At 64.5% G+C, this 21,373-nt stretch carries 21 protein-coding genes and 1 other annotated feature; of the genes, 14 read left to right on the forward strand and 7 right to left on the reverse strand.

What is annotated here, in order from left to right:
* The first annotated feature begins 1 nt into the window (after position 1).
* From nuoN to trmB, 5 genes are all read left to right on the forward strand, one after another.
* A complete protein-coding gene (gene nuoN / locus JHX87_RS00615) occupies positions 2-1,489 on the forward strand; it encodes an NADH-quinone oxidoreductase subunit NuoN (RefSeq protein ID WP_271884380.1) in 1,488 nt (495 codons plus the stop codon).
* Between the two features lie 80 nt (positions 1,490-1,569).
* Positions 1,570-2,259 carry a biotin--[acetyl-CoA-carboxylase] ligase gene (locus JHX87_RS00620; RefSeq protein ID WP_419182193.1) on the forward strand — a complete coding sequence of 230 codons (690 nt, stop codon included), beginning with the start codon at positions 1,570-1,572 and terminating at the stop codon, positions 2,257-2,259.
* A 4-nt stretch (positions 2,260-2,263) separates the two neighbouring features.
* A complete protein-coding gene (locus JHX87_RS00625; RefSeq protein WP_271884382.1) occupies positions 2,264-3,043 on the forward strand; it encodes a type III pantothenate kinase in 780 nt (259 codons plus the stop codon).
* Positions 3,036-4,712: a ribonuclease J gene (locus tag JHX87_RS00630; protein WP_271884383.1), complete on the forward strand. Its 1,677-nt coding sequence runs from the start codon at positions 3,036-3,038 to the stop codon at positions 4,710-4,712. Before JHX87_RS00625 ends, JHX87_RS00630 begins: the two co-directional genes overlap by 8 nt.
* Before the next feature lie 72 nt (positions 4,713-4,784).
* The gene (gene trmB / locus JHX87_RS00635; protein WP_271884384.1) at positions 4,785-5,501 is read left to right on the forward strand and encodes a tRNA (guanine(46)-N(7))-methyltransferase TrmB; all 717 of its coding nucleotides are present in this window, start codon (positions 4,785-4,787) and stop codon (positions 5,499-5,501) included.
* Here trmB and JHX87_RS00640 read toward each other — a convergent pair.
* The 3 genes from JHX87_RS00640 to rpoH form a co-directional block, all read right to left on the reverse strand.
* On the reverse strand, positions 5,492-6,904 hold the full coding sequence (locus JHX87_RS00640; protein ID WP_271884385.1) for an amidase: 1,413 nt from the start codon (positions 6,902-6,904) through the stop codon (positions 5,492-5,494). The two genes, trmB and JHX87_RS00640, sit on opposite strands and share 10 nt — an antisense overlap.
* A gap of 10 nt (positions 6,905-6,914) precedes the next feature.
* On the reverse strand, positions 6,915-7,937 hold the full coding sequence (locus tag JHX87_RS00645) for a hypothetical protein (protein WP_271884386.1): 1,023 nt from the start codon (positions 7,935-7,937) through the stop codon (positions 6,915-6,917).
* Positions 7,938-8,042: 105 nt separating this feature from the next.
* On the reverse strand, positions 8,043-8,948 hold the full coding sequence (gene rpoH / locus JHX87_RS00650) for an RNA polymerase sigma factor RpoH (protein WP_271884387.1): 906 nt from the start codon (positions 8,946-8,948) through the stop codon (positions 8,043-8,045).
* 259 nt (positions 8,949-9,207) lie between these two features.
* Positions 9,208-9,263: a sequence feature (sul1 is cis-regulatory element that is thought to sense ions involved in sulfur or methionine metabolism; They are found in Alphaproteobacteria), on the forward strand.
* A 77-nt stretch (positions 9,264-9,340) separates the two neighbouring features.
* Between rpoH and JHX87_RS00655 the strand changes: the two genes are divergently transcribed.
* Together JHX87_RS00655 and JHX87_RS00660 are read left to right on the forward strand one after the other, a co-directional pair.
* A complete protein-coding gene (locus tag JHX87_RS00655; RefSeq protein ID WP_271884388.1) occupies positions 9,341-10,837 on the forward strand; it encodes a SulP family inorganic anion transporter in 1,497 nt (498 codons plus the stop codon).
* 12 nt (positions 10,838-10,849) lie between these two features.
* Positions 10,850-11,701, forward strand: a complete 852-nt coding sequence (locus JHX87_RS00660) for a universal stress protein (RefSeq protein ID WP_271884389.1) — start codon at positions 10,850-10,852, stop codon at positions 11,699-11,701.
* A 20-nt stretch (positions 11,702-11,721) separates the two neighbouring features.
* On the opposite strand, the gene JHX87_RS00665 is transcribed toward JHX87_RS00660, so the two are convergent.
* Positions 11,722-12,747, reverse strand: coding sequence for an RluA family pseudouridine synthase (locus tag JHX87_RS00665; RefSeq protein ID WP_271884390.1), 1,026 nt, complete (start codon positions 12,745-12,747; stop codon positions 11,722-11,724).
* Between JHX87_RS00665 and JHX87_RS00670 the strand changes: the two genes are divergently transcribed.
* Positions 12,746-13,051, forward strand: a complete 306-nt coding sequence (locus JHX87_RS00670; protein ID WP_271884391.1) for a DUF6476 family protein — start codon at positions 12,746-12,748, stop codon at positions 13,049-13,051. The genes JHX87_RS00665 and JHX87_RS00670 overlap by 2 nt on opposite strands.
* On the opposite strand, the gene JHX87_RS00675 is transcribed toward JHX87_RS00670, so the two are convergent.
* Complete coding sequence (locus JHX87_RS00675; protein ID WP_271884392.1) at positions 13,042-13,290, reverse strand: accessory factor UbiK family protein; 249 nt, start codon at positions 13,288-13,290, stop codon at positions 13,042-13,044. The two genes, JHX87_RS00670 and JHX87_RS00675, sit on opposite strands and share 10 nt — an antisense overlap.
* A gap of 118 nt (positions 13,291-13,408) precedes the next feature.
* On the opposite strand from JHX87_RS00675, the gene lgt reads away from it, so the two are divergent.
* Genes lgt through pgeF form a run of 3 tightly spaced genes read left to right on the forward strand, consistent with a single transcriptional unit; the run spans position 13,409 to position 16,099 of the window.
* Entirely contained in the window at positions 13,409-14,296 is an 888-nt protein-coding gene (gene lgt, locus JHX87_RS00680; RefSeq protein WP_271884393.1) for a prolipoprotein diacylglyceryl transferase, read from the forward strand.
* Positions 14,293-15,351 carry a class I SAM-dependent methyltransferase gene (locus JHX87_RS00685; RefSeq protein ID WP_271884394.1) on the forward strand — a complete coding sequence of 353 codons (1,059 nt, stop codon included), beginning with the start codon at positions 14,293-14,295 and terminating at the stop codon, positions 15,349-15,351. Before lgt ends, JHX87_RS00685 begins: the two co-directional genes overlap by 4 nt.
* On the forward strand, positions 15,335-16,099 hold the full coding sequence (pgeF, locus tag JHX87_RS00690) for a peptidoglycan editing factor PgeF (protein WP_271884395.1): 765 nt from the start codon (positions 15,335-15,337) through the stop codon (positions 16,097-16,099). Before JHX87_RS00685 ends, pgeF begins: the two co-directional genes overlap by 17 nt.
* Positions 16,100-16,175: 76 nt before the next feature.
* Here pgeF and JHX87_RS00695 read toward each other — a convergent pair whose 3' ends face one another.
* Positions 16,176-16,676, reverse strand: coding sequence for an Lrp/AsnC family transcriptional regulator (locus JHX87_RS00695; RefSeq protein ID WP_271884396.1), 501 nt, complete (start codon positions 16,674-16,676; stop codon positions 16,176-16,178).
* 145 nt (positions 16,677-16,821) lie between these two features.
* Between JHX87_RS00695 and trxB the strand changes: the two genes are divergently transcribed.
* Complete coding sequence (gene trxB, locus JHX87_RS00700; RefSeq protein ID WP_271884397.1) at positions 16,822-17,814, forward strand: thioredoxin-disulfide reductase; 993 nt, start codon at positions 16,822-16,824, stop codon at positions 17,812-17,814.
* Between the two features lies 1 nt (position 17,815).
* Positions 17,816-18,319 (forward strand): hypothetical protein, encoded by a 504-nt coding sequence (locus JHX87_RS00705; RefSeq protein WP_271884398.1) that lies wholly within the window; start codon positions 17,816-17,818, stop codon positions 18,317-18,319.
* On the opposite strand, the gene JHX87_RS00710 is transcribed toward JHX87_RS00705, so the two are convergent.
* A complete protein-coding gene (locus JHX87_RS00710; protein ID WP_271884399.1) occupies positions 18,298-19,203 on the reverse strand; it encodes a LysR substrate-binding domain-containing protein in 906 nt (301 codons plus the stop codon). The two genes, JHX87_RS00705 and JHX87_RS00710, sit on opposite strands and share 22 nt — an antisense overlap.
* Before the next feature lie 403 nt (positions 19,204-19,606).
* On the opposite strand from JHX87_RS00710, the gene JHX87_RS00715 reads away from it, so the two are divergent.
* Positions 19,607-21,316, forward strand: coding sequence for a bifunctional sulfate adenylyltransferase/adenylylsulfate kinase (locus JHX87_RS00715; RefSeq protein WP_271884400.1), 1,710 nt, complete (start codon positions 19,607-19,609; stop codon positions 21,314-21,316).
* Positions 21,317-21,373 lie beyond the last annotated feature (57 nt).

The following is a 21,373-nucleotide window of genomic DNA, read 5'->3' on the forward strand; positions in this document are numbered from 1 at the left end:
GATGACCGCGCTTGATTTCTCGACAATCCTGCCCGAGCTCTTGCTGGCGATCTTTGCGCTGGCGGCGCTGATGGCCGGGGCCTATCTGGGCAAGGACAAGATCGCCAAACCGGTGCTTTGGGCGACGGTGGCAGCGCTGCTGCTGGCGGCCTTCTATATCGGCTATGGGGACCGGGCCGAGGGCGTCGGCTTCTATGGCATGTTCATCGACGATGGCTTTGCCCGTTTTGCCAAGATCACGGTGCTTCTGTCCGCAGCCACGGTTCTGGCGATGAGTGCGGATTACATGCACCGCCACGGGCTGCTGCGCTTTGAATATCCGATCCTGATCGCGCTGGCCTCGACCGGGATGATGGTCATGGTCTCGGCCGGGGATCTGCTGTCGCTGTATATGGGGCTGGAGCTGCAATCGCTGTCGCTTTATGTCGTCGCCGCGATGCGCCGCAACAGCGTCAAATCCTCGGAAGCGGGCCTGAAATATTTCGTGCTGGGCGCGCTGAGCTCGGGGATGCTGCTTTATGGCGCCTCGCTGGTCTATGGCTTCTCGGGCACGACCAGCTTTGCGGGGATCATTGCCGCCGTGACGGCGGATCAACTGCCCATCGGGCTCCTCTTTGGTCTGGTTTTCCTGATGGTCGGTCTGGCCTTCAAGATCTCGGCCGTGCCCTTCCACATGTGGACACCCGACGTCTATGAGGGCTCTTCCACGCCGGTGACGGCCTTCTTTGCCACCGCGCCCAAGGTCGCGGCCATGGCGCTGCTGGCGCGGCTGATGTTCGACGCCTTCGGCAATGTCACCGGGGACTGGACGCAGATCGCCGCCGCCCTGGCCGTCATGTCGATGTTCGTCGGCGCAATCGCCGGTATCGGTCAGCGCAATATCAAGCGGCTGATGGCCTATTCTTCGATCTCTCACATGGGGTTTGCGCTGGTCGGTCTGGCTGCGGGCGATGCCGATGGCGTGCAGGCGATGCTGATGTATATGGTGATCTATGCGATCATGGGCATCGGCACCTTTGCCTTCATCCTGTCGATGGAACGTGACGGCCAGCCGGTCTCGGATCTGGATAGCCTGAACCGCCTTGCCAGTGCCGAGCCGCTGAAGGCCACCGCCATGCTGTTCCTGATGTTCAGCCTTGCGGGCGTGCCGCCCTTCCTGGGCTTCTTTGCCAAGCTGGGCGTGCTGTCGGCGGCTGTCGGGGCAGGGATGACATGGCTGGCGGTGGCGGGCGTGATCGCCTCGGTCATCGGCGCCTTCTATTACCTGCGGATCGTCTATTACATGTTCTTCGGCGCGGAATCCGAAGGCGTGGAAAGCCGCATGAGCCCGGTGCAATTCGTCGCCCTGATGGCGGCGGCCGCCATCCTGCTGCTGGGCGCCTTCGGCATGTTCGGTCTGGACGAGGCTGCCGCCACCGCCGCCGAGAAGCTGGTGGGAGAGCCGGTGACGGTCTCGGCCGCCTCGGGTGACGCCACGGCCAACCCGTGAGCGAAGCGGCCCCCGCCACCTGGCCCGACGGGGTCGCGCGTCACATTCTGGACCGCGTCGACAGCACCAATGCCGAGGCAATGCGCCTTGCGCCGCATTTAAGCGGCCCGGCCTGGATCCTGGCGCATCGGCAAGAGGCCGGTCGCGGTCGCCGTGGCCGCGCCTGGGCCGATCCGCCCGGCAATTTCGCGGCCTCGCTGGTGCTGCGCCCGGCAGGCGGCGCGGCAGAGGCGGCCAAGCTGTCCTTCGTGGCGGCGCTTGCGCTGCACGAGGCGCTGATCCACCTGTGCGGGCCGCATCTGAACGTGGCGCTGAAATGGCCCAATGACGTGCTGCTGAATGGCGGCAAGCTGTCGGGCATCCTGCTGGAAAGCGCGGGTGCGGGGGGGCAGGTCTCGACCCTTGTGATCGGCATCGGCGTCAATCTGGCCGGTGCCCCCGAGGCCGCGCAGGTCGAGGCGACGGCCCTGCGCCCGGTCAGCCTGAAGGGCGAAACCGGGCTGACCATCACGCCCGAGGAGTTTCTGGACGCGCTGGCCGTGGCCTTCGATCAGTGGCAGCGGCAGTTGCAGACCTATGGTTTCGCGCCGATCCGGCAGGCATGGCTGGCCCGCGCGGCCAGGCTGGGCGAAACCATCACTGCCCGGACCGGCAAGGTCGAGGTGACCGGCGTTTTCGAGGGCATCGACGAATCCGGCGCCCTGATCCTGGCGACGCCACGCGGCAAACAGGCGATCCCGGCGGCCGACATCTATTTCAGCGGGGGCTGATCTCATGCTGCTCTGCATCGATACCGGCAATACCAATACGGTGTTCTCGATCTGGGATGGCGAGAAATTCCTGGCACATTGGCGGATCTCGACCGATCACCGGCGCACGGCGGATGAATATTTCGTCTGGCTGTCCACGCTGATCGCAGTGCGCAGGTTCGATCTGGACATCAATGCCTGCATCATCAGCGCCACCGCCCCGCGCGTGGTGTTCAACCTGCGCGTGCTGTGCAACCGTTATTTCGATATCCGCCCGCTGGTCGTGGGCAAGCCTGAATGCCTGCTGCCGGTGGAACCCCGCGTCGATCCGGGCACCAAGGTCGGGCCGGACCGTCTGGCCAATGCCGTGGCGGCCTTTGACCGGCATGGCGGGCACAGCGTCGTGGTGGATTTCGGCACTGCCACGAATTTCGACGTGGTCGATGCCGATGGCGCCTATGTCGGCGGGGTGATCGCCCCCGGCGTCAACCTGTCGCTGGAGGCGCTGCACATGGCGGCCGCCGCGCTGCCCCATGTCGATGTGACCATGCCCGAACGGGTGATCGGCACGAATACGGTTGCCTGCATCCAATCGGGCATCTACTGGGGCTATATCGGCCTGATCGAGGGGATCACCAGGCGCATCAAGCAAGAGCGCGATCACCCGGTCAAGGTCATCGGCACCGGCGGGCTGGCGCCACTGTTCGACCAGGGATTTGACCTGTTCGATGCGATCGAAGACGATCTGACGGTACATGGATTAAGATTGATACACGATTACAACAAGGAGATGGGCAATGGCTGACCGCCTGATCTATCTGCCGCTGGGCGGCGCGGGCGAAATCGGCATGAATGCCTATGTCTATGGCTATGGCGCCCCGGGCAAGGAGCGTCTGATCCTTGTCGATCTGGGCGTGACCTTTGGCGATATGGACAGCACGCCGGGCATCGACCTGATCATGCCGGAAATGGCCTGGCTGGAACAGAACCGCGACCGGCTGGAAGGAATTTTCATCACCCACGGGCACGAGGATCATCTGGGCGCGCTTGGCCATCTGTCGGCGCGGCTGGATGTGCCGATCTATGCCCGCAAGTTCACCGGCACGCTGTGTCGGCTGAAGCTGGAGGATCAGGGCCTGTCGCCCGACATGGTCCGGATCGTCGGTCCGCGTCCCGAAGCGACGCAGCTTGGCCCCTTCAAGGTGCAATTCGTCCCGATCAGCCATTCGATCCCCGAAAGCTCGGCGCTGACCATCGACACGCCTGCCGGGCGCATCGTGCATACGGGCGATTTCAAGCTGGACGGCACCCCGGTCGTGGGCGATGCCTTTGACCCGATGATGTGGCGCGACATCGCGCAGGAAGGTGACGGGATCAAGGTGCTGACCTGCGATTCCACCAATGTCTTCTCACCCCATCCCGGCCGGTCCGAAGCGACGCTGGCGCAGCCGATCCTGGAATGGGTCATGGCGCAGAAGAACATGGTGGTCGCCACCACCTTTGCCAGCAATATCGCCCGGCTGAAGACGCTGGCGGATGCGGCGCGGGCCTCGGGGCGCAAGGTCTGCCTGTTGGGCCGCGCGATGCGGCGCATGGTCTCGGTCGGGTTCGACACCGGCATCCTGACCGATTTTCCCGAGACCATCGGCCCGGAAGAGGCCGCGGGCCTGCCGCGCGATCAGGTCATGCTGATCGTGACCGGATCGCAGGGCGAACGCCGGGCGGCCAGCGCGCAACTGTCGCGCGGGCGCTATCTGGGTCTGTCGCTGAAAGAGGGTGACAGCTTCCTGTTCAGTTCCCGCACGATTCCGGGCAATGAGCGCTCGGTCATCCGGATCATGAATGCGCTCAGCGAATTGGGCGTGAATGTCTTTGATGCCGATGACGGCGTGTTCCACGTCTCGGGCCATGCCAACCGCCCGGATATCGAGGCGATCCACGATCTGCTGAAGCCCGGCATGGTGGTGCCGATGCATGGCGAACACATGCATCTGCGCGCGCATATGAAGCTGGCGCAGGATCGCGGCACGCCCTCGGTCATTGCGACGGATGGGATGATGGTCGATCTGACCGGCAATGCGCCCAAGGTCGTCGATCATGTCGAAACCGGGCGGATCTATCTGGATGGCTCGGTGCTGATCGGGGCGATGGACGGGATCGTCCGCGACCGGATCCGCATGGCGCTGAACGGTCAGGCCATGGTCAGCGTGATCGTGGATGAGGATGACAATGTCCTGCCCGATGCCTGGGTCGAACTCAGCGGTCTGGCCGATCGTACCCGCGGGGGCGATGATCTGGCCCAGCATATCGAGGGCGAGCTGGCCGAGTTTCTGGACGGCGCCGATGCCCGCGTCGTCCGCGACGATGCCAAGATGGACGAGGCGATCCGCAAGATCACCCGTCAGGTCGCGATGGAAGAGATCGGCAAGAAGCCCGAAGTGACGGTCATCATCAGCCGCCTGATGGCCGACTGAACGATTGGGGCGCCCGTTGCGGCGCCCCTTTGCCCTTGACCGCGACCGTGCCCCGGTGCACATCCCGCCGCCATGAGTGACGAATCCAAATCCCCCTTCGATCCGAACCCGCCCCGGCGGAATTTCTATGGCCGCCGCCACGGCAAGACGCTGCGGCAAAGCCAGAAGGGCTATCTGTCCGAGGATCTGGGCGATCTGCGTCCCCGCAACATCACCATCGAGGAAAATCCGGATCGTCGGCCGATCGACCCGGCGGCGATCTTTGGCGATGATCGTCCGGTCTGGCTGGAGGTGGGTTTCGGCGGTGGCGAGCATATGGTGCATATGGCCGCGACCTATCCCGAGATCGGCATCATCGGCTGCGAGCCCTTTATCAATGGCGTCGCCATGCTGTTGGGCAAGATCCGGGCGGCGGGGGTCGAGAATGTCAGCGTGCATCCGGGCGATGCGCGCGATCTGATGGATGTGCTGCCCGATGCCAGCATCGCGCGCGCCTTTCTGATGTATCCCGATCCCTGGCCCAAGGCGCGCCACCACCGCCGCCGCTTTGTCACGCCCGAACATCTGTTGCCGCTGGCCCGCGTGATGCGGCCGGGCGGGATTTTCCGCGTCGCCAGCGATATTCCCGATTACATCCGCCAGACGCGGGAAGAGGTGCCGCTGGCCGGGTTCGACCTGATCGCGGATACGGATCAGGCCTGGGATGACTGGATCAGCACCCGCTATGAACAAAAGGCGCTGCGCGAGGGGCGCGTGCCCCATTACGTGACCTTCCGCCGTCAGGGATAGGGCGGCTGTCGGTCGGGCCAGTTGGTCATCTGGTGCCAGGCATGGCCCAAGCGCAGGATGGCCGCATCCGCGCCGACAGGTCCGGCCAGTTGCATCCCCATGGGCAAGCCCTGATCGCCAAAGCCCACCGGCACCGACAGGCAGGGCAGCCCGGCAAGGCTGACCGGGACGACGATCTCCATCCAGCGGTGATAGGTGTCGGCGGGTTCGCCCGCGATCCGGTCGGGCCAGCGCCATTCGATGGGGAAGGGCCAGAATTGCGCGGTTGGCAGGGCGATCACGTCAACCTGCTGAAACAGCTTTGCCAGACGCCGATACCACGCGCTGCGGATGGCGCTGGCCTCGTAAACCTGTTCCGCGCTCAGCGTCAGGCCCTGCTCAATCTCCCAAACGGCTTCGGGTTTCAGCAGCGCGCGTTTCGCCGGATCGTCATAGAGCGCGCGCTTGCCCCCGGCATTCAGGAAGGCGCGCAAGGTCAGCCAGGATTGCCACAGCTTCTCGGCCGGAAATGGCGCGGGCAGGGGCACGATCTGGCAGCCAAGCTCTTCAAACTGTTCCAGCGCGGTTTCGCAAAGTGGCAGGATCCCGTCTTCGCAGGGGTAGGCGCCGTCCCAATCGGCCAGCCAGCCGATCCGGGTGGGCGCAAGCGGGTCGCGCAACGCGGCGGGATAATCCTGCGCCGCGCGGTCAAAGGGCAGGGCAGGGTCCGGCCCGGCCATAACCGACAGCAGATGGGCGATATCGCCGGGGCTGCGCCCCATCGGGCCAAGGGTGGCCAGGGTGGCCATGAAACTGTCGCCTACCGGATCGCCCGGAACCAGCCCCCAGCTTGGCCGGAAGCCATAGATATTGCAGAACGCCGCCGGGTTGCGCAGGCTGCCCATCATGTCCGAGCCATCGGCCACCGGCACCATCCGCGCCGCCAGCGCCGCCGCCGCCCCGCCTGACGATCCGCCCGCCGTGCGGCCCGGATCATAGGGGTTGCGGGTCGCGCCAAAGACCTCGTTGAAACTGTGCGAGCCAAGGCCCCATTCGGGCGTATTGGTCTTGCCGATGAAGATCGCCCCCGCCGCGCGCATCCGTGCCACGACGATATCATCGCTGACCGGGATGTGATCGGCAAACAGCGGCGATCCCCATGTAGTGCGCAGGCCCCTGACCGCCGCCAGATCCTTGACCGCGACCGGCAGCCCGTGAAGCCAGCCCTGGCGCGGCGCCCTGTCGGCGGCGCGGGCCTCGGCCAGCAAATCGTCGCGGGGGCGCAGGCTGACAATGGCATTCAGCTGCGGGTTCAGCGCCTCGATCCGGTCAAGAAAGGCGGTCATCACCGCCTGGGATGTCAGGCGCCCATCCGCGATGGCGCGGGACAGATCGGCGGCGCTGTGATTGGTCAGATCGTCCATGGTACCCCCCTCATCCGGCGCAGATCTGTTGCAAAGCGCGCCACTGATCGCCGGTCAGCAGCGGCTTGGCGGGGCCGTTGGGATAGGGATTGCCCTCGATCAGCCCGATCACCGATTGCCCGGTCGGATCCAGCGACCGCGCATAGGGTTCCGAGGGCAGGCCACGCGTGCCAAGCGCCGCCAGAAGCTGACCATCATCGGGGCGCGGCGGCGGCTGGCGCAGCAATTCCTGACCATAGCCCGCCATTGCCCCTTGCGACAGCCCGCCAAGGGTCAGCAGCCGCAGCACCGGACGGAAACCCGCATAATGCAGCGCCTGCAGCCGCAGATCATCGTCATTCGCGCCCAGCCGGGCGGCGACCAGATGGGCGGCAGCGGTTTCGGGGCCGGGGGCAGTTTTCAGCAGATCGCTGCCCAGCACGTAAAGATCGCCGGGCAGTCGGCGCGCGCCGCTGATCGGGCCGGGCAGGACGCGGATCTCGGCCCCCTCGCCGATCAGGCGCGGGGCCAGCCAGTCCAGCACGGCCATGCCCGATTCGCGTTTGCAGACGGCGCCGACGGTGCTTTCCAGATCGGTCAGGATCTCTTGCCCGATCTTTCGGGCCTGCGCGGGCGGCGCGATATGGGCGGCGTGGCGGATGACCGCATCGGGCAGCCAGAAGACCAGCGCCGCCATCACCGCCAGCACCGCAAAGACCACCAGCCCGCCGCGCAGGCTGCCGGGGCGGTTGCGGCGGGATTCGATGGCGTGATGCACCCGCTCGATCGCCCGGATCATCAGCGTGTCCTCGACCTCCAGCGTTTCGTCGCTGCTGTCATCGGCGGGCGCATAGAGGGCGGGCAGCTTGCCGGGGTTCAGTCGCGTGACCGCGGGCAGGGACCAATGCGACAGCGGGGTTTCGGTCTTTGGATCGGACAGAATCAGCGTGGCATCGCCGAACGAGACGATGACCTCTCGCGCCACCGACTGCGGCGTTTCGCGCCACATGCCCTGCGCTTCCAGTCTTTGAAATTCCGTCAGCGCGGTGGTCATCTTATCCGGTCTGCCTGTGCTTCAGACGAACCATAGCGCCACGCCGGGGCAGGTCAATCGCAGCCGGTCGGATCGGACCGGCTGCGACAGGTGGAACGGGCGGGATCAGGCGTCTTCGGGGATCCGCATCCCCTTGTCGCGGGCAAGGTTGCGCATCCGCTCCTGCAGCTTTTCGAAGGCGCGCACCTCGATCTGGCGGATCCGCTCGCGCGAGACCTCGTAGCGTTCGGACAGATCCTCAAGCGTCATCGGATCGTCGCGCAGGCGGCGTTCCATCAGGATGTCCTTTTCGCGGTCGTTCAGCACATCCATCGCCTGAATCAGCATCTGGCGGCGGGTATCCAGCTCTTCGGTTTCGGCATAGGCTTCGGCCTGATTGGCATCCTCATCTTCCAGCCAGTCCTGCCACTGCGCCGTGGATTCGCCATCGCCCGCCCCGACCTGCGCATTCAGCGAGGCATCGCCGCCCGACATCCGCCGGTTCATGTCGATGACCTCTTGTTCGGTCACGTTCAGATCATTGGCGATCTGGGCGACGTTTTCGGGGCGAAGATCGCCGTCTTCCAGCGCGCCGATGCGATTCTTGGCCTTGCGCAGGTTGAAAAACAGCTTTTTCTGAGCGCTGGTCGTCCCCATTTTGACCAGAGACCAGGACCGCAGGATATATTCCTGGATCGAGGCGCGAATCCACCACATCGCATAGGTGGCCAGACGGAAGCCCTTTTCAGGGTCGAACCGCTTGACCGCCTGCATCAGCCCGACATTGGCTTCGGAAATCACCTCGGCCTGGGGCAGGCCATAGCCGCGATAGCCCATGGCGATCTTGGCAGCCAGGCGCAGGTGGCTGGTGACCAACTGATGGGCGGCCTCTGAATCCTCGTGATCGACCCAGGCCTTGGCCAGCATGTATTCCTGTTCCGGCTCCAGCAGGGGGAACTTGCGGATCTCCTGCAGATAGCGGTTCAGACCCTGTTCTGGACTGGGGGCGGGAAGATTGCCATAATTTGCCATGTAATTCGGCCTTTCGCAGAGTTCGGGAAACGCCTGACACGCTTTCGCGGTTCCGTGTAAACGGCGGCATATCCCGGGAATGGGACGGCAAAAGCCGTAAGCTGTTCTGTCTGGAATTTCGGGAAGATTAAGGTGGGTGTCCATCACGTTTTTGTCAAGCATCGGAGCCACGGCAGTGGCGGCTGGCCGGTCAGATGGGAAAAAACCGGCGGGAATGCTTGAAATTCGGGGGCAATCACGTTTATGCGACATGTTAGCGTAAGGACCCGGTGAAAGCCCGGGTGGCTCTTCCGGCCGCTGATCCGCCGGACAACCTGTTAATTATAGGCCCAAACTGCACTGCCGGACCGTCTTGCGAAAGACAATCCGAGGCCGGGTATTGGACTGCTCATATGATCTCTTTTTCTGAATACCGTCAGCAATGGTTCGGTAATATTCGCGGCGATGTGCTTGCCGGGATCGTCGTCGCACTGGCGCTGATCCCCGAAGCCATCTCTTTCAGCATCATCGCGGGGGTGGACCCCAAGATCGGGCTTTATGCCTCATTCTCGATTGCGGTTCTGATCGCCTTTACCGGCGGCCGACCGGGCATGATCTCGGCCGCGACGGCGGCCACGGCGGTGCTGATGATCACGCTGGTCAAGGATTACGGGCTGGAATACCTGCTGGCGGCGACGGTGCTGGCGGGGCTTCTGCAGATCCTTGCCGGGCTGCTGAGGCTGGGGCGGTTCATGCGCTTTGTCTCGCGTTCGGTGATGACGGGCTTCGTCAATGCGCTGGCGATCCTGATCTTCATGGCGCAACTGCCGGAACTGATCCCGGGCAATCCCGGCGTCAGCTGGCTGACCTATCTGCTGGTGGCGGCGGGTCTGGCGATCATCTATCTGTTCCCGCGCATCACGACCGCCGTGCCGTCGCCGCTGGTGGCCATCATGGTGCTGACGGCGCTGGTGCTGGCGATGGGCTGGGATGTCCGCACCGTCGGCGATCTGGGCGAGCTGCCCGATACGCTGCCGGTCTTTCTGATCCCGGATGTGCCGCTGAACCTGACCACGCTGCAGATCATCCTGCCCTATTCGGCGGCGATTGCCGTGGTCGGTCTGCTGGAAAGCCTGATGACGCAGAATATCGTCGATGACCTGACCGATACGAAATCGGATCGCGATCAGGAATGCGTCGGGCAGGGCATCGCCAATACCGTGACCGGCTTTATCGGCGGCATGGCGGGCTGTGCCATGATCGGCCAGTCGATCATCAATGTGAAATCCGGGGGGCGCGGTCGCCTGTCGGCCTTTACCGCCGGTGTGGTGCTGCTGATCCTGGTGGTGGGCCTGGGCGATTTCGTGGCCCGGATCCCGATGCCCGCGCTGGTGGCGATCATGATCATGGTCTCGATCGGCACCTTTTCCTGGTCCTCGATCACCTCGCTGCGGACGCATCCGCGCTCATCCTCGATCGTCATGATCGCGACGGTGGTGACCGTGGTTTACACCCATAATCTGGCCATCGGCGTGCTGGTGGGCGTCCTGCTGTCTGGCATTTTCTTCGCGGGCAAGATCGCCCAGCTGTTCCGCATGTCCTCGACCCTGTCCGATGACGGGCGGCAGCGGACCTATGTGCTGGAAGGGCAGCTTTTCTATGGCTCGGTCGAGGATTTCAGCAATGCCTTTGACTTCCGCGAGGCGCTGGACCGTGTCATCATCGATGTCAGCGGGGCGCATATCTGGGATATCAGCTCTGTTCAGGCGCTGGATATGGTGATCCTGAAATTCCGCCGCGAAGGGGCCGAGGTTCAGGTCGTCGGCATGAATGAGGCGACCGAAACGCTGGTCGATAAACTGGCCATCCATGACAAGCCGGGCGCCATGGACAAGCTGCTGGGCCACTGAGGAGAAAGACCTATGGACAAGATTCTGACATTGCTGGACGGTTCGGTCTATTCCGAAAGCCTGTGCCATTACACGGCCTGGATCGCCAGAAAGCTGAACACTGGGGTCGAGGCGATGCATGTTCTGGGCCGCCGGGAAGGCGCGGGTTCGACCGATCTTTCCGGCTCGCTGCGGCTTGGGGCCCGGACCGCCCTGTTGCAGGAACTGTCACAGCTGGACGAACAGCATGCCAAGCTGGCCCGCGAAAAGGGCTATGCGATCCTGGAGGATGCCAAGGCGATCCTGCAGGCCGACGGGGTGGAACAGGTCAGCACGCGGCTGCGCAACGGCGATCTGCTGGATGCCGTGCGAGAGCTGGAGGGCGATATCCGGGCCATCACCATCGGCAAGCGGGGCGAGGGGGCGGATTTCGCCTCGGGGCATCTGGGGTCGAATCTGGAACGGATCGTGCGGTCGTCAAAGGTGCCGGTCTTTGTGGCCTCGCGGGAATATCGCCCGATCGCCAAGGTGCTGATCGCCTATGACGGCAGCGCCAGCGCCAAGGCCGCCATCCAGCGCATGGCGACCAGCCCGGTCTTTGGCGATCTGGATGTGCGCGTGCTGTGCGTCGGCCCCGATGAGGCCGAGGCCTGGGCCACCGCCGAAGAGGCTGTCGCACGGCTGAAAGAGGCGAATGTCACCGCCTCCCCGCGCATCGCCTCGGGCGAGCCTGAACAGGTGCTGGAAAAGATCGTGGCCGAGGAAGGTTTCGACCTTCTGGTGATGGGCGCCTATGGCCACAGCCGCATCCGCAGCCTGATCATCGGATCGACCACCACGGCGATGATCCGCTCGGTCAAGATCCCGGTACTGCTGTTTCGCTGATAGGGCGTAGGGCGATATGGTCAGCCCTGATCCCGCAACGCGTCCAGCAGGGCCTGCATATCGCCGGGCAGGGGGCTGTCGAACTGCAGCGCCGCGCCGCTGACGGGATGCTGAAAGCCCAGATGCGCGGCATGCAGCGCCTGACGCGGAAAGCCCATCGCCGCTGCCGCTGCTGCCGGACCAAGCGCCTTGGCCGAGGCGCGCCGCGCCCCGCCATAGACCGGATCGCCGATCAGCCCCAGACCGGCATGGGCCATATGCACGCGGATCTGATGCGTGCGCCCGGTTTCCAGACGGCATTCGACCAGCATGGCCGAGGGCGGCGTGCCGAACTGTTCCAGCAGCCGCGCCCGCGTCACCGCATGGCGGCCCTTGTCGAAATAGACCGCCTGTTTCTGCCGGTCGGTGGCATGGCGGGCCAGCCGCGACGTGATTTTCAGGACGCCGCCTTCTTCGAAACTGATGCCGGGCGTGCCGCGCAGACGCGGATCGGCGGCGTCGATCACCCCATGCGCCAGCGCCAGATAGCGGCGGGTGGCGCTATGCGCCTCGAATTGCGCGGCCAGACCGTGATGGGCGCGGTCGGATTTCGCCGCCACCAGCAGGCCAGAGGTATCCTTGTCGATCCGGTGCACGATACCGGGCCGCTTTTCGCCCCCGATTCCCGACAGCGAGTCGCCGCAATGGGCCAGAAGCGCATTGACCAGCGTGCCATTGGGGCTGCCGGGGGCCGGGTGCACGACCATCCCCGCCGGTTTGTCGATCACAATCAGGTCAGCATCTTCATAGACCACATCCAGCGGAATCGCCTCGGGCCGGGTCTCTGTCTCTTCGGGGGGTGACAGGGTGATGCGGTATTCCTGCCCCTCGGCCACGCGGGCCTTGCCATCGCGCACCACGCCATCGGGGCCGCTGATCGCGCCCTCGGCAATCATTTTCGACAGGCGCGACCGTGACAGGGCGGCTTTCTCTGGCACTGCAAGGGCAAGCGCCTTATCAAGCCGGTCAGGCGGATTGGCCGGGATGGTGACAATAAGGTTCGACATGGCGCAGGATGATAGCGACTGGAAACAGGTGGCGAAAGACGTGCCCGAACTGCGTTTGCTGAAAACGCTTGTGACCGGGCTGGCGTTGGTCATGGGGCTGGGCATGATCGCCCTTGTGGCCCTGTTATGGCTGCGTTTCAGTCAGCCTGTTCTGCCCGACTTGCCGCTGAATATCACGCTGCCCGAAGGGGCGCAGGCACAGGCCGTGACCTTCGCCCGCGACTGGATCGTCGTCGTGACCGATGCGGGCGAGGTGCTGCTCTATGACCGCGCGGGCAAGCTGCGCGACAGGGTTCAGCCCTGACGACCGGCCTCAAGCGTGTCCAGACGGGCCTTCAATTCGGCATTTTCGGTGCGGGCCTTGATCGCCATTTCGCGCACAGCCTCGAATTCCTCGCGGGTGACGAAATCGCGCTCGGCCAGCCAGCGGTCGATCCAGCTGTTAAAGGCGGTCTCGGCCTCGGTCTTGGCGCCCTGGGCCACACCCATGGCATTGGTCATCATCTTGGACAGATCGTCAAAGAACTTGTTCTGTGTGGTCATGTATCATGGCCTTCTGACTTTGCGTTGGCCCCTATATGGGCGGCTTCGCCCCCGGGTTCAATGTTGACACCGCCCTCTGCGTGACTAGCGTGCGCGGCGAATTGAACCCCGAGGTCGCATGATCCCCTTTCCCGATATCAGCCCCGAGATCTTTACCATCAATCTGGGCGGGCTCAGCCTGTCGCTGCGCTGGTATGCGCTGGCCTATCTGGCCGGTCTGATCATCGGCTGGCGCATCCTGATCTGGATGATGCGCAGGCCCGCGATCTGGGGCGATGCGGCGCCGATGAAGCCCGAAGAGGTCGATGACCTGCTGACATGGGTGATCGTCGGGGTGATCCTGGGCGGTCGGCTGGGCTTCGTGCTGTTCTATGAGCCCGCCTATTACCTGGCCAACCCGGCCGAGATCCTGCAGGTCTGGAACGGCGGGATGAGCTTTCACGGCGGTTTTGCCGGTGTCATTCTGGCGACCTGGTTGTTCTGCCGCGCGCGGGGCATTGCGCCGCTGCGTCTGGCGGATGCGATGGCGGTCGTGGCACCGATCGGGCTGTTCTTTGGCCGGATCGCGAATTTCATCAATGCCGAACTGTGGGGCCGTCCGACCGATCTGCCGTGGGGGGTGATCTTTCCCGGTGCCGCCGCGCAGGATTGCCCCGGCGTTCAGGGTCTCTGCGCCCGCCATCCCAGCCAGCTTTACGAGGCCGGGCTGGAAGGTCTGCTGCTGGGGCTGATCCTGTTTCTGGTCATGCGGGCGGGCGGGTTGCGTCGTCCGGGTCTCAGCTTCGGGATCTTTCTGGCCGGTTACGGTCTGGCCCGGATCTTTGTGGAACTGTTCCGCGTGGCCGATGCGCAATTCATCACTCCGGGTAATCCGCTGGGCCATGTGATCGGCGGGCCGGTGATCGGCCTGACGATGGGGCAGGTGCTGTCCCTGCCGATGGTCATGCTGGGGCTGTTTTTCATCGCCCGTGCCCTTCGTCGCCCCGTGATCGCCGCCGCCGCATGACCCCGCTGGCCCAGATCATCGCCGGGCGTATCCGCGCCACCGGTCCGATCTCGCTGGCCGATTACATGCAGATCTGCCTGCTGCATCCGCAGCATGGCTATTACAGCACGCGCGATCCCTTTGGCAGGGCGGGCGATTTCACCACCGCGCCCGAAATCTCGCAGATCTTTGGTGAGATCTGCGGGCTGGCGCTGGCGCAGGCCTGGATGGATCAGGGCAGCCCCGCACCCTTTACCCTGGCCGAGATCGGGCCGGGCCGGGGCACGCTGATGGCCGATATGCTGCGCGTGATCGCCCGCGTGCCGGGCATGGCCGATGCCGCGCAGCTGGTGCTGATCGAAGCGTCCCCGCATCTGCGGCAGGTCCAGCGCGACAGGCTGGGCGACGTGACCCATCTGGATCATGCCGCCGATCTGCCACAGCAGCCGCTGTTCCTGATCGCGAATGAATTTTTCGATGCCCTGCCGGTCCGGCAATATCAGCGGGGCGATCAGGGCTGGGCCGAGCGCATGGTGGGTCTTGGTCCGGATGGGCTGCAATTCGGGCTGGGTCCGACTGTCGATCTGCCGCGCCCCGGCAAGATCGGTGATGTGGTCGAGGATTGCCCCGCCGCCCCCGCCATCATCGCAGCGATTGCAGGGCGCATCGCCCGGCATGGCGGCGCGGCAATCGTGATCGATTACGGCGGCTGGAACGGCTATGGCGACACATTTCAGGCGCTGCGCAATCACCGGGCCGAGGATCCGCTGGCCCATCCCGGTCAGGCCGATCTGACCGCCCATGTCGATTTCGCACCGCTGGCGGCTGCGGCGATCCGGTCGGGCGCAATGTCGTCGCGGATGGGCATGCAGGGGCCGTGGCTGTTGGCCCTTGGCGCGGCGCAGCGCGCGCAAAAACTGCTTCAGGCAGGTGATCGGGGCGCGCCCGCGGCACTTCGCCGCTTGACCGACGGACAGGAAATGGGTCAGCTATTCAAAACACTGGCCATTTGGCCGGAAGGGGCGCCGCCGGTGCCCGGTTTCGATCCGCTGAGGCTGCATGCAGACGACGCTTGAGATATTGACCCATCCGCTTCTGGACGACGTGAAACACGGGTTTTTCACGCGCAAGGGCGGGGCGTCCTCGGGCCTGTTCTCCGGGCTGAATTGCGGCCGCCGCTCGACCGATCAGCGCGACATGGTGCAGGTCAATCGTGCGCGCGTCGCCACCGCGATGGGCGTCCCGGTCGAAAATCTGGCGACGGTGAAACAGGTGCATTCGCCCGATGTGGTGACCCTGGCCGAGGGCGACGATATCGCCGTGATCTGCGATATCGAGGCGGACGGGCTGGTCACCACCCGCCGCGATGTGGCCATTGCCGTGCTGACGGCGGATTGCCAGCCGATCCTGCTGGCCGATCCCGGGGCCGGGGTGATCGGTGCCTGCCATGCGGGCTGGCGCGGCGCGATCAGCGGCGTGATCGAGGCGACGGTGCAGAAGATGCGCGAACAGGGCGCAACCCGGATCGTCGCCGTGATCGGCCCCACGATCAGCCAGCGCGCCTATGAGGTCGGCGAGGATTTCATGGAGGATTTCATCGCCGAAGACGCCGATTACGCCCGGTTTTTCAGCGGCGGCCCCAACGGCCGGCCGATGTTCGACCTGCCGTCCTTCGGCCTGTCGCGGCTGCGCGACGCGGATGTCGAGGCTGAATGGATCGGATATTGCACCTATTCCGATCCGGACAGGTTCTTCAGCTATCGCCGTTCGACCCATGAGGGGCAGGTGGATTACGGGCGCCTGATCTCGGCCATCGCGCTGTGATATTCGCCGCGCTGTGAGGGCGGACAATCGGCCGTGCCAGAAAAATTAGACCTGCCCCGTAAGGTTGTCAGCTTGGTTACCCGGCCTCGCGCACCCGCTCTTCGACGATTTCAAAGGGGACGCTGGGCTCATCCTTGGCGGCGCGGATCACCAGCGAGGTCTTGACGCTGGCCACGTTCGGCGCGGCGGTCAGGTCGTCGGTCAGAAAGCGCTGGAAGGTCGACAGGTCCGGGGCGAAGCATTTCAGGATGAAGTCGATCTCGCCATTCAGCATGTGGCATTCGCGGACCAGCGGCCATTCCTGCGCCTTGGCCTCGAAGGCCGAAAGGTCGCGCTCGGATTGCGAGGCGAGCCGTACCATGGCAAAGACCTGCACCTCGAAACCCAACTCGCGGGCATCGACATCGGCGTGATAGCCGCGGATGAAGCCCAACTCCTCAAGGGCGCGGACGCGGCGCAGGCAGGGCGGGGCCGATATCCCGACGCGGCGGGCCAGTTCGACATTCGTCATCCGCCCATCGGCCTGAAGCTCGGCAAGAATCTTGCGGTCGATGTCGTCCAGTTTCGCGCCGGCCATGCTGCTCTTTCTGTTCGCGGGTCTTATCGTTGCCGGAAACTACAATGCCCGCCCTGCCTGCGCAACATTCTTTCTGCGGCTCTGGAACGTTGCAGTTGCGGGTCGGGGCGATTACCTAAGGTGTGAACACAGATTGGGACGCAAGATGACTGACCGCACGCATGTGAAACTTCTGATCGTGGGCTCTGGCCCAGCGGGCTATACCGCCGCCGTCTACGGGGCCCGTGCGATGCTGGAACCGATGCTGATCCAGGGCACGCAGCCCGGCGGGCAGCTGACCATCACCACCGAGGTCGAGAACTGGCCGGGCGAGACCGAGATTCAGGGCCCCGAACTGATGGTCAAGATGGAAGAACACGCCCGGCAGATGGGGACCGAGATCGTCTTTGACACGGTGACCGATCTGAACCTGCAGCAGCGACCCTTTGTCGCGACCTGCGACAGCGGGCGCGTGGTCACGGCGGATGCGGTGATTCTGGCGACCGGGGCGCAGGCGCGCTGGCTGGGCCTGCCGTCCGAGGAAAAGTTCAAGGGTTTCGGCGTCAGTGCCTGCGCGACCTGCGACGGATTTTTCTATCGCAACCGGCAGGTGCTGGTGATCGGCGGCGGCAATACCGCAGTCGAAGAGGCGCTGTTCCTGACCAAATTCGCCTCGAAGGTGGTGCTGGTGCATCGTCGCGACAGTCTGCGCGCGGAAAAGATTCTGCAACAGCGTCTGTTCAAGAACCCCAAGGTCGAGGTGATCTGGGATCACGAACTGACCGAGGTGATCGGGGCCGAGGATCCGCTGGGCGTGACCGGTGCGGTGCTGCGCTCGACCAAGGATGGCAGCAGCCAGGAGGTCAAGGCAGATGGCGTCTTTGTGGCCATCGGTCATGCGCCGGCCAGCGAATTGGTCAGGGATCAGCTGGAACTGCATAATGGCGGCTATGTGAAGGTGCAGCCGGGCACGACGCAGACCTCGATCCCCGGTGTCTTCGCGGCGGGCGATCTGACCGATCACGTCTATCGGCAGGCCGTGACCAGTGCAGGCATGGGCTGTATGGCCGCGCTGGATGCCGAACGCTATCTGGCCGAACATCACGAGGCGGGCGAGCCTGAACCCGACGCCGCCCAGATCGAAGAAGCCGAGGCCTGATGTGACGCGCCGCGTTCAGGTTGATGACAAGATGCAGCAGGGCTATTCCTACGCCCTGTCTGCCCCCATGGGCGAGGATTTCGCCGAGGGGTTTTCGCCCGATCTGACACCTGCGCAGATGCTGGAGCTTGGCGTCTTTGGCGGCTGCTACATGACCGATTGTCGTGACGAGTTTCCCGCCGACTGGTTCGAGGAGGCGAAACTGTCGCCGGGCAAGCCTGACAAGGAACTGAACTATTTCGGCATCCATGCCAGCCAGCCGCTGTCGGAATGGCAGCGCAAAGGGTGGCTGCATCAGGATGACCCGCGCGGATGGTTCCAGTGGTATTGCCGCTATTTCATGGGCCGCAGGCATGACGATGATGAACGCCAGATCGGCCGCTGGCGGGCGATGCGTCGCCATGTCGGGCAATTGCGATCCGCCTGCGATACGGGCGATCTGTCCTGCCGTCCGCGCCAGCGTCAGGCGCTGCTGCACTGGGCCTATGACAGCCGCAAGCTGTGATCGGGGCCGTGACGCAATTCCCGCCGCAGCCAGTCGCGAAACCGGGCAATGGCAGGCTTGCGACGGCCTTGGGTGGCGGTGACGAACCAATAGCCCTGACCTGTCTCGGCGCGGCCGGGCAGGGGGGCTGACAGGCGTCCATCGGCCAGCGGATCGGCGGCCAGGGTCTCCCACGCCATGAACAGACCCTGACCCGAAATCGCCGCATCGACGCAGATTCCGCCATCGGCATATTCCGGCCCGTCGCGCAGATCCCCGGGCGACAGGCCATGCGGCGCCAGCCATTCACGCCACCCCTGCAGCCGGTCGTTCTCGCGGATCACGGGCAGGCTCAGCAGATCCGCCGGTTCGCGGATGCGCGCGGCCAGCGCGGGGGCGCAGACCGGCATCACCCGCTGGTCCAGCATCTTTTCGGACCGCAGCCCCGGCCAGTCCCCCCGGCCCACGCGCAGGGCGATATCGATCCCGCCCAGACCCGGCATGGCCATCTGCACCGAAGGCTCGATCCGGACGCGGATATCGGGATGGGCCGCCTGAAAGCGCGGCAGGCGCCAGATCAGCCAGCGGCTGGCGAAAAGCGGCGCGGCGGAAATGTTCAGAACATCGTCCTGCAGCGGATCGGCCAGCGCCACGGCGGCGGCCAGTTCTGCCATGCCGCGCGACAATCTTGCAACGATCAGCGCCCCGGTTTCGGTCGGACGCAGGCCCTGCGCGCTGCGATGAAAGACCGGCTGGCCCAGCTGCGCCTCGGTCCGCGAGATGCGCTGGCTCAGCGCGCCGGGCGTCACGCCAAGCTCTGCCGCGGCGGCGTTCAGGCTGCCCAGACGGCCCACCGCTTCGATGGCGCGCAGCCCGTTCAACGCGATACGGTTCAGGTCATGCATTTAGAAAATCTAAAACAGATGCGCAATCTTCACAATCCCAGTTGGGTGCGCGAACATCTATATTTAACCCATGACACAGATACTCCGCCATCTTGGACGCCGCCTTCTTCGGCGTCTGGCCCCGCCCCTGCCGCCTTGCGATCCGCTGGATCACCCCGACCTGCGCCGCATGAACCCGCATGAACTGGACGACCTGCCTTTGCCCCGGTTCCGCATCTGCGAGGGTCGATAGCCCCCCGATCCCCATGCAGTGACGGTATTGCGGCCTTGCAGCGGGAATCGGCGAAATCAGATGGCCCAAGGTTGATTGTCAGGGCGCAGAGGTCTATTCGCGGCGGCAAGTAGCGCCGGTCCCAGTGGCCGGCCGCCGATGTAACGCTTCCGAAGTTGACCGAGCACCCAGATGACAAACCCGAACCACCTGCCGATCCCCGAACTCTATGTCTCGCCCGAGGCCTCTGCCGCGCTGAAAGATGACGCCGGCAATATGCCCAGCTGGGATCTGAGCCCGCGCCAGATCTGCGATCTTGAACTGCTGATGAATGGCGGTTTCAGCCCGCTGAAAGGGTTCCTGACGCAGGCCGATTACGATGGCGTCGTGAATGAGATGCGGCTGAGCGATGGGTCGCTGTGGCCGATGCCGATCACGCTGGACGTGTCCGAGAAATTCGCCGAAGGGCTGGAGCCGGGCACCGATATCGCGCTGCGCGATCAGGAAGGCGTCATTCTGGCGGTCATGTCGGTCACCGATAAATGGGTGCCGAACAAGTCGCTGGAGGCCGAAAAGGTCTTTGGCGCCGACGATCTGGCCCATCCGGCCGTGAACTACCTGCATAACGTCGCAGGCCCGGTCTATCTGGGCGGCCCGGTCAAGGGTCTGCAACAGCCGACGCATTACGATTTCCGCGCCCGCCGCAATACGCCCAACGAATTGCGCGCGATGTTCAAGAAGCTGAACTGGCAGCGCGTCGTGGTCTTCCAGACCCGCAATCCGCTGCACCGCGCCCATCAGGAACTGACCTTCCGCGCCGCGCGTGAAGCCCAGGCCAACCTGATGATCCATCCCGTCGTCGGCATGACGAAGCCCGGCGATGTCGATCACTTTACCCGCGTGCGCTGCTACGAGGCGGTGCTGGACAAATATCCGCAGGCCACCACCACGCTGTCGCTGCTGAACCTGGCCATGCGCATGGCCGGCCCGCGCGAAGCGGTGTGGCACGGCATCATCCGCCGCAACCACGGCGCCACCCATTTCATCGTCGGCCGCGACCATGCCGGCCCCGGCAAGAACAGCGCGGGCGAGGATTTCTATGGCCCCTATGACGCGCAGGACCTGTTCCGTCAGTATGAGGATGAAATCGGCGTCGAGATGGTCGACTTCAAGCATATGGTCTATGTGCAGGAGCGCGCCCAATACGAACCCGCAGACGAGATCGAAGAGGGCGTCACCGTCCTGAACATCAGCGGCACCGAATTGCGCCGCCGCCTGCGCGAGGGTCTGGACATCCCCGAATGGTTCAGCTTCCCCGAGGTCGTGCGCGAATTGCGCCGCAACTCTCCGCCGCGCGCGCAGCAGGGCTTTACGGTCTTCTTCACCGGCCTGTCGGGCTCGGGCAAATCGACCGTCGCCAATGCGCTGATGGTCAAGCTGATGGAGATGGGCGGGCGTCCCGTGACGCTGCTGGACGGCGATGTGGTGCGCAAGCACCTGTCCAGCGAGCTGGGCTTTTCCAAGGAACACCGCGACATCAACATCAAGCGTATCGGCTATGTCGCCTCGGAAATCACCAAGAATGGCGGCATCGCCATCTGTGCGCCCATCGCGCCCTATACCGCGACCCGCCGCGCCGTGCGCGAGATGGTTGAACAATATGGCGCCTTTGCCGAGGTCCATGTCTCGACCAGCCTGGAAGAATGCGAGCGCCGCGACCGCAAGGGCCTGTACAAGCTGGCGCGCGAGGGCAAGATCAAGGAATTCACCGGGATCTCGGACCCTTATGAAGAGCCGACCAATCCGGAACTGCGCGTCGATACGCAGGGCATCGACGTCGACAGCGCCGCGCATGAGGTGCTTCTGACGCTGGAAAGCATGGGCCTTATCGGTCTGCGCTAAGCCCTCCGGCATTCCTTTTCAGACATTCCCTTTTCGCAGCCCCGCCCGTAACAAGGC

It is taken from the genome of Paracoccus fistulariae, assembly GCF_028553785.1.
Classification (GTDB): domain Bacteria; phylum Pseudomonadota; class Alphaproteobacteria; order Rhodobacterales; family Rhodobacteraceae; genus Paracoccus; species Paracoccus fistulariae.

What these genes read in the sequence shown, in the direction of transcription:
- nuoN (WP_271884380.1), top strand. Translation starts at nt 2, where the DNA reads ATGACCGCGCTTGATTTCTCGACAATCCTGCCCGAGCTCTTGCTGGCG.
- JHX87_RS00620 (WP_419182193.1), top strand. Translation starts at nt 1,570, where the DNA reads ATGCGCCTTGCGCCGCATTTAAGCGGCCCGGCCTGGATCCTGGCGCAT.
- JHX87_RS00625 (WP_271884382.1), top strand. Translation starts at nt 2,264, where the DNA reads ATGCTGCTCTGCATCGATACCGGCAATACCAATACGGTGTTCTCGATC.
- JHX87_RS00630 (WP_271884383.1), top strand. Translation starts at nt 3,036, where the DNA reads ATGGCTGACCGCCTGATCTATCTGCCGCTGGGCGGCGCGGGCGAAATC.
- trmB (WP_271884384.1), top strand. Translation starts at nt 4,785, where the DNA reads ATGAGTGACGAATCCAAATCCCCCTTCGATCCGAACCCGCCCCGGCGG.
- JHX87_RS00640 (WP_271884385.1), bottom strand. Translation starts at nt 6,904, where the DNA reads ATGGACGATCTGACCAATCACAGCGCCGCCGATCTGTCCCGCGCCATC.
- JHX87_RS00645 (WP_271884386.1), bottom strand. Translation starts at nt 7,937, where the DNA reads ATGACCACCGCGCTGACGGAATTTCAAAGACTGGAAGCGCAGGGCATG.
- rpoH (WP_271884387.1), bottom strand. Translation starts at nt 8,948, where the DNA reads ATGGCAAATTATGGCAATCTTCCCGCCCCCAGTCCAGAACAGGGTCTG.
- JHX87_RS00655 (WP_271884388.1), top strand. Translation starts at nt 9,341, where the DNA reads ATGATCTCTTTTTCTGAATACCGTCAGCAATGGTTCGGTAATATTCGC.
- JHX87_RS00660 (WP_271884389.1), top strand. Translation starts at nt 10,850, where the DNA reads ATGGACAAGATTCTGACATTGCTGGACGGTTCGGTCTATTCCGAAAGC.
- JHX87_RS00670 (WP_271884391.1), top strand. Translation starts at nt 12,746, where the DNA reads ATGGCGCAGGATGATAGCGACTGGAAACAGGTGGCGAAAGACGTGCCC.
- JHX87_RS00665 (WP_271884390.1), bottom strand. Translation starts at nt 12,747, where the DNA reads ATGTCGAACCTTATTGTCACCATCCCGGCCAATCCGCCTGACCGGCTT.
- JHX87_RS00675 (WP_271884392.1), bottom strand. Translation starts at nt 13,290, where the DNA reads ATGACCACACAGAACAAGTTCTTTGACGATCTGTCCAAGATGATGACC.
- lgt (WP_271884393.1), top strand. Translation starts at nt 13,409, where the DNA reads ATGATCCCCTTTCCCGATATCAGCCCCGAGATCTTTACCATCAATCTG.
- JHX87_RS00685 (WP_271884394.1), top strand. Translation starts at nt 14,293, where the DNA reads ATGACCCCGCTGGCCCAGATCATCGCCGGGCGTATCCGCGCCACCGGT.
- pgeF (WP_271884395.1), top strand. Translation starts at nt 15,335, where the DNA reads ATGCAGACGACGCTTGAGATATTGACCCATCCGCTTCTGGACGACGTG.
- JHX87_RS00695 (WP_271884396.1), bottom strand. Translation starts at nt 16,676, where the DNA reads ATGGCCGGCGCGAAACTGGACGACATCGACCGCAAGATTCTTGCCGAG.
- trxB (WP_271884397.1), top strand. Translation starts at nt 16,822, where the DNA reads ATGACTGACCGCACGCATGTGAAACTTCTGATCGTGGGCTCTGGCCCA.
- JHX87_RS00710 (WP_271884399.1), bottom strand. Translation starts at nt 19,203, where the DNA reads ATGCATGACCTGAACCGTATCGCGTTGAACGGGCTGCGCGCCATCGAA.
- JHX87_RS00715 (WP_271884400.1), top strand. Translation starts at nt 19,607, where the DNA reads ATGACAAACCCGAACCACCTGCCGATCCCCGAACTCTATGTCTCGCCC.